Source organism: Geomonas sp., assembly GCF_056994735.1.
In genome coordinates, this window is record NZ_JBXKJL010000276.1 from 1 (window position 1) to 6,109 (window position 6,109).

The following is a 6,109-nucleotide window of genomic DNA, read 5'->3' on the forward strand; positions in this document are numbered from 1 at the left end:
ATTTACAACGACAAGGGTGAGGTCATCTCAACCTTCAAGCTCTCCCCCAACACCATTGCGGACGAGTTCCGCGCCGGCGGCCGTATCCCGCTGATCATCGGCCGCGCCGTGACCGACAAGGCCCGCAAGGCCCTGGGCCTGAAGCCCTCCGACGTCTTCACCCTGCCGGTGAACCCGAAGCCGAAGGCGAAGCAGGCATATTCGCTCGCCCAGAAGATGGTCGGCAAGGCCTGCGGCGTGGCCGGAATACTCCCCGGCACCGCCTGCGAGCCGAAGATGACCACCGTCGGTTCCCAGGACACCACCGGCCCGATGACCGCCGACGAGCTCAAAGAACTCGCCTGCCTGAAGTTCCTGGCGCCGATGTTCATGCAGTCCTTCTGCCACACCGCCGCTTATCCGAAACCGGCCGACGTCAAGATGCACAAGACCCTGCCGAACTTCATCATCGAGCGTGGCGGCGTGCCCCTGAAGCCCGGCGACGGCGTCATCCACTCCTGGCTGAACCGTCTCCTCGTTCCCGACACCGTCGGCACCGGCGGCGACTCCCACACCCGTTTCCCGATCGGGATCTCCTTCCCGGCCGGCTCCGGTCTGGTCGCCTTCGCGGGCGCGCTTGGCTTCATGCCGCTCGACATGCCCGAGTCCGTCCTTGTCCGCTTCAAGGGCAAGTTCAACCCCGGCATCACCCTGCGCGACGCCGTTAACGCCATCCCGCTGTGGGCCATCAAGCAGGGCCTGCTGACCGTGCCCAAGAAGAACAAGGTCAACATCTTCAACGGCCGCATCCTCGAGATGGAAGGTCTCCCCGAGCTCTCCGTCGAGCAGGCATTCGAACTGACCGACGCCGCTGCAGAGAGAAGTGCCGCCGCCGGCTGCATCAAGCTCTCCGAGGAGTCCGTCGCCAAGTACCTCCGCTCCAACGTGGCCCTCATGAAGCAGATGATCGCCGACGGCTACCAGGACGCCAACACCCTGCAGAACAGGATCGACGCCGTCAACGAGTGGCTGAAGGCCCCGAAACTTCTTGCCGCCGACGCCAACGCCGAGTACGCAGCCGTGATCGAGATCGACCTGGCCGAGATCACCGAGCCGATCCTGGCCTGCCCGAACGATCCGGACGATGTGAAGGTACTTTCCGAAGTGGCCGGCACCCCGATCCAGGACGTCTTCCTCGGTTCCTGCATGACCAACATCGGCCACTTCCGTGCCGCAGGCGAGATCTGGAGAGGCCAGAAGTTCAACCCGAACGTCCGCACCTGGATCTGCCCGCCGACCCGCATGGATCAGGCGAAGCTCAAAGACGAGGCATACTTCTCCGTCTACAGCGCCATGGGAGCCCGTGTCGAAATCGCCGGCTGCTCGCTTTGCATGGGTAACCAGGCCCGCGTGCCCGACGGGGTCAACATGTTCTCCACCTCGACCCGTAACTTCGACGACAGGATCGGCAACGGCGCCAAAGTATTCCTGGGCTCCGCGGAGCTCGGCGCAGTTACCGTGAACCTCGGCAAGCTTCCGACCCCCGCCGAGTACCTCCAGGTCTACAAGGAAAAAGTCGAGCCGAACAAGGCTACCGTCTACCAGTACCTCCAGTTCGACGAGATGTAATCTCTGGCAGTCATTGCGCAGCAACAATAAGGCCCGCCGGGTTACCGGCGGGCCTTCTTCGATTTCGTATGCATTAAGGTTGACCTGATCAAGTCCCGGTGTGCAGTGCCTTAATGGCAACCTCCGGCGCACGGTCAAAGATTGTCAAGAGCGCGGCAGCTGCTCCGGTAGGATGCCTGCGGTGCTGCTCCCAGTTCTGCAGTGTCTTTACCTTTACGCCTATCATCTGAGCGAACTCTGACTGTGATAGCCCCGTCTTCTCCCGTACAGCCTTCACGTCTGGTGGCTCGACCGTAAATACACGTGATGGTTTCATCTCCCCCTTCACAATCGCAACGGCCTCTTTCATACTCTGAGTCAATTCTTCGAACAATTCTTTATCCATATCGTTCCAGTTCCTTTACAAGCAGCTTCAATGCCTCACATTGTCCGCCATTGGCGGATAATGTCAAGCGTCGTCATCTCCAGGATTATAGCTGCTTCCGCTATCAGTGCAGGCTTCGGGGCAAAGTCTGACTCAAGGAGGTGGTGCATCTGTAGGCAGCAGTTGGGAGAAAAGGCGGGCCTTTCAGTTGGAGAAGGGCGGTATCTCAGTCTTATTGGCGTACGTGCTCCGACAGGTTCAGCACGAAGGGAGGCAGCAGAAGGAAATCCGCCCTGTCCCCCCTTTTTTCAAGGGGGGGACGCGGGGGGACTCCTTCAGTCTAGACCACTTTCTTACTCAGCTAGATCAGCTTCTTCAGCTCGTCTATCAGGTCCTTCAACAGGTCGTAGCCGTTCTGCCAGAAATCGGGATCAGTGAGGACTATCCCGGCGGGGGCCAGGGTGTCGGCGGGGGTGCGGGACCCTCCGTCAGCGAGGATGTCGCGATAGATCGGGATGAAGGCCTCGCGCTCCTTGAGATAGAGCTGGTACAGGGAGAGCACCAGGAGCTCTGCGAAGGTGTACGAGTAGCAGTAGAACCTGGCGTGGATGAAGTGCGAGATGTAGCTCCAGCCGAACCTGTACGGTTCTATCATCTCGACGGCGTCGCCGTAGAGCTTGCCGTTCTCGTTCCACCAGATGTCGCAGAGCTCGCTGGAGGTAAGGAGGCCGTTCTTCCGCTGCAGGTGCATCTTCTCCTCGAACCTGGTCAGCACGTTCTGCCGGAAGGTGGTAGCGATGATGTCCTCGATCTTGGCGCAGAGAAGGGATTTCTTCACGGCATTATCGGTCTCATTTTCCAGGAGCTCCCTGGTGAGGAGCATCTCCCCGAAAACCGATGCGGTCTCCGCCAACGGCAGCGGCATGTGGTAGTTCAGCATGGTCTGCCGCTGGGCCAGCATGAAGTGGATACCATGCCCTACTTCATGGGCGATGGTGGAGACGTCGCGGAGGTTCCCGGTGAAGTTCAAAAGAAGGTACGGGTTCAGCGAAGGGGTCATCCCCATGCAGAAGGCGCCACCGCTCTTGCCGGGCCGCGGCATCGCGTCCACTCTGCGGTCGACGAAGAATGAATCGGCCATCTGTGCGAACTCTTCCGAGAATCCACGGTAGGCCTGGACCGTCATCATCCGGGCCTCTTCGAAGCTGTATTTCTTGCCGCTGTCGGAGAGCGGGGCGTAGATGTCGCTGTTCTTTAGCCGCGGAATACCCAGCAACTGTGCCTTCAGCCTGAAGTACTCCTGCGCAAGCGGATAGTTCTTCTCAGATACCTGCATCATGCTTTCGATTACTTCGGTAGGTATCTCGTTGCCGAGATGGGTCGGCTCCATCGGGTGACCGTAGCTCCTCAACTCAAGCTCCTGGGAGTGGTCAAGGGCGACGTTGTTGAACACCGCCGAGAAGAGGATCTCGTGCTCCTCGTGCTTCTTGAGGAAGGTCCCGAAAGCCCTTTCCCTCAGTTCCGCGTCCGGGTGATGCAGCAGGGCCAGCAACTCCTCCCCGGTCATCTCCCGCTTCTCTCCTTCGATTTCCAATGCGTAGCGCAGCGACGAGGAGATCTCGTCGAAGAGGCGGGAAAACGCCTGCACACCGGTCAGGCTCTTCTGGGAAAGGAGGCTCTCTTCCCGCTCCGACAAGGTGTGGCTCTTGAACTTGCGCAGGGCCTCCAGGAAGTGACGGTAATTCTCGAGGAGTACGTCATTGACCAGACTGTTGAACGGTTCGTCGTCCATCTGGATCAGTTCCAGATCGAAAAAGAGGAGCTCCCTTCCCATCAGGTTGCCGAACTCCGAAGCCTTCTGTGAAAGGCGCTTGTTCTCGTCGTTCTCGCTGTCTGCGGCGAAGAGGAGGTGAGCGTAAAGTTGCGGCTTGGCCAGAGCCTCCTGCAGCGACTCATATTCCCGCAGCGCCTCCAGCAGCGCCTGTGCCGAAAGCCCGGAGACCTTCCCGCGGCAGCGGTCCCGGAAGGTCGCCACCTTGGAGGCACCCTCTTCGAAATCACGGGTCAGCTCGACAGATGAGGGGGAGGGGTAAAGTGGGGTGGTGTCCCAGGTGAGGTCGCTATGCATGATGCTCTCCTATCTAGTGCAGGGTGAAATTACAATGAAGGCATTCCGATAGTAATCGAAGGGGTGTCTACTGTCAAGATAGCTACCTTAGCAGTATCCTTGATGTTTTTTCAAAAATATGTCCCGATGCCTTCCTTGACAAAGGTGGGGGGTGCGGTAGAAATAGCATTCATATTAGAAGGAACGGAAAGGCATCGCATTCCAGCATGTTGACAGTGTCATCCCAACCCGTTGCTGCCGCGTCTCCTGGCGCGCAAGACCGCTGTCCCCCGCAACTTTCTCTCTTCCGCCGAGCATTTCAGGGGTGGAGCCACCAGAAGGACTCTATGGAAAAGCTGTTGATAGTCGAGGATGAGCAAGGCCTTCGTGACCAGCTGAAGTGGGGGCTGGGCTCTGAACATATGATACTGGAAGGTGCAGACCGGCATCAGGCAATGGAGCTGTTCCTTTCCCACAGCCCGAAGGTGGTGCTGCTGGACATGGGATTGCCGCCCGATGCCGAAGGCACCGCTGAAGGATTCCACTGCTTGGACTGGATGGTGGATACGCGCCCCGGTGTGAAAATCGTAGTCATGTCCGGGAACGGGGACAGGGGAGCTGGGTACAGGGCCATCGGGCGGGGTGCCTATGACTTCTACGAAAAGCCGATCCAACTGGCTGAGCTGAAGATCATCATTCACCGTGCCTTCCATCTAAGCCGCACCGAGGAGCAGAGGCTACGGTTGCAGCACGCCCTTGAGCAGAGCAGCGCGGGGATAGAGGGTATTGCCGGGCAGGTATCCGCCATGCGCGAACTCCTCGCCTCTTTGATCTCTCCCGGGGAATCGATTCGAGCTCAGGGGCCGGGGCGGGGGGGTGAGGGAGTCATGCAGCCCCACGTGCAGACCGGGGGGCGATCGGCGGAGCAACTGAAGAGTACCGGGCTGGTTTCTTCAGCCGAGGTGGCACCTCCGCCGGGAAACCTGACCCTGCGGGAGGTCCGGGACATGGTGGAGAAGGGGATGATCACCGCGGCCTTCGGCAACTGCGGGGGGAACATGGCCAAGGCTTCGGAAATGCTGGGAGTCAGCCGGCCGGCGCTGTACGATCTGATGAAGAAACACGGGCTGTCGAAGCCGGCGCACAGGGAGTGACGCGCCGTTCGCGGCCTCACTCCGGGCCCGCCTCCCTGACCCTCCCCCTCCGGGGGCGGGGACGGTTGGTAGGAGTCCCGCCAGTGATCAGATCTCGACGCCAGTGCCGCCGTCACGGGGCAAGAGTTCGCTGAAGTAGTGGATGGTTGTGAAGGTTTCGGAAAGGGCGGGCGGTGATTGTGAGCTGAAGCGCCCGACGTGGATCAGGTACTTGATGCCGAATTGTTCCGCAGTCCCGAGGTTGGTCTCGCTGTCCTCGCCTAACATGGTCCTTTCCGGAAGGAAGGGGACCGTCTCCTGCAGCCTCCCCCAGAATGCCGGATCCTCCTTCGGAAGTCCAAGATCATGCGCCGATACGATGCCATCGAAGTAGGCGCCGATCTTTGTCATGCGCATCTTGAGGTCGAGGGTCTTGCTGTGGGCGTTGGTGACGAGATAGATACCCTTGCCGTGCTGGCGCAGATAGAGCAGGAATTCGATCACGAAGGGGTGGACCGCGATCAGGTGGTTGACCTCCTCCTTCAGCACCGGGATGTCGAGCCCCAGCTGCTGGGACCAGTAATCGAGATCCGTCCAGTTAAGGGTGTTCTCCTGGGAGCGGAACATGCGGTGGAGCTTATCCTTCGCGGCTTCGTGGGGCATGCCGTTTATCTCGGCATAGCGCCTGGGTACGTGCTCGAGCCAGAAGTGGTCGTCGAAATGCCGGTCCAGGAGGGTGCCGTCCATATCCAGCAGCACGGTGTCGATGTCGGTCCAGTCAATCTTCATTTGACCTCAAAAACAGATAGCCACGGAGAAAGTCGGAGAACTTCCGAGACGGCAAAGACCAGGGCTTGAACTCTGAAACGAGAAGCTTCCGGCTTTGGTTTTACCCAA

Annotated in this window: 5 protein-coding genes; 2 read left to right on the forward strand and 3 right to left on the reverse strand. The window is 59.5% G+C overall.

The window, feature by feature from the left end; all coding sequences use genetic code 11:
- Positions 1-1,608, forward strand: a 1,608-nt coding sequence (locus AC11W3_RS11930) for a bifunctional aconitate hydratase 2/2-methylisocitrate dehydratase (protein WP_484093077.1), incomplete at its 5' end; no start/stop codon positions are given.
- An 88-nt stretch (positions 1,609-1,696) separates the two neighbouring features.
- Here the strand turns inward: AC11W3_RS11930 and nadS are convergent.
- Positions 1,697-1,993, reverse strand: a complete 297-nt coding sequence (nadS, locus tag AC11W3_RS11935; RefSeq protein WP_484090883.1) for a NadS family protein — start codon at positions 1,991-1,993, stop codon at positions 1,697-1,699.
- Positions 1,994-2,333: 340 nt separating this feature from the next.
- The gene (locus tag AC11W3_RS11940; protein ID WP_484090882.1) at positions 2,334-4,100 is read right to left on the reverse strand and encodes a M3 family oligoendopeptidase; all 1,767 of its coding nucleotides are present in this window, start codon (positions 4,098-4,100) and stop codon (positions 2,334-2,336) included.
- A 326-nt stretch (positions 4,101-4,426) separates the two neighbouring features.
- Here AC11W3_RS11940 and AC11W3_RS11945 point away from each other — a divergent pair, with 326 nt between their 5' ends.
- The gene (locus AC11W3_RS11945; protein ID WP_484090881.1) at positions 4,427-5,233 is read left to right on the forward strand and encodes a response regulator; all 807 of its coding nucleotides are present in this window, start codon (positions 4,427-4,429) and stop codon (positions 5,231-5,233) included.
- Between the two features lie 87 nt (positions 5,234-5,320).
- Here AC11W3_RS11945 and AC11W3_RS11950 read toward each other — a convergent pair whose 3' ends face one another.
- On the reverse strand, positions 5,321-6,001 hold the full coding sequence (locus AC11W3_RS11950; protein WP_484093078.1) for an HAD-IA family hydrolase: 681 nt from the start codon (positions 5,999-6,001) through the stop codon (positions 5,321-5,323).
- Between the last annotated feature and the right edge of the window lie 108 nt (positions 6,002-6,109).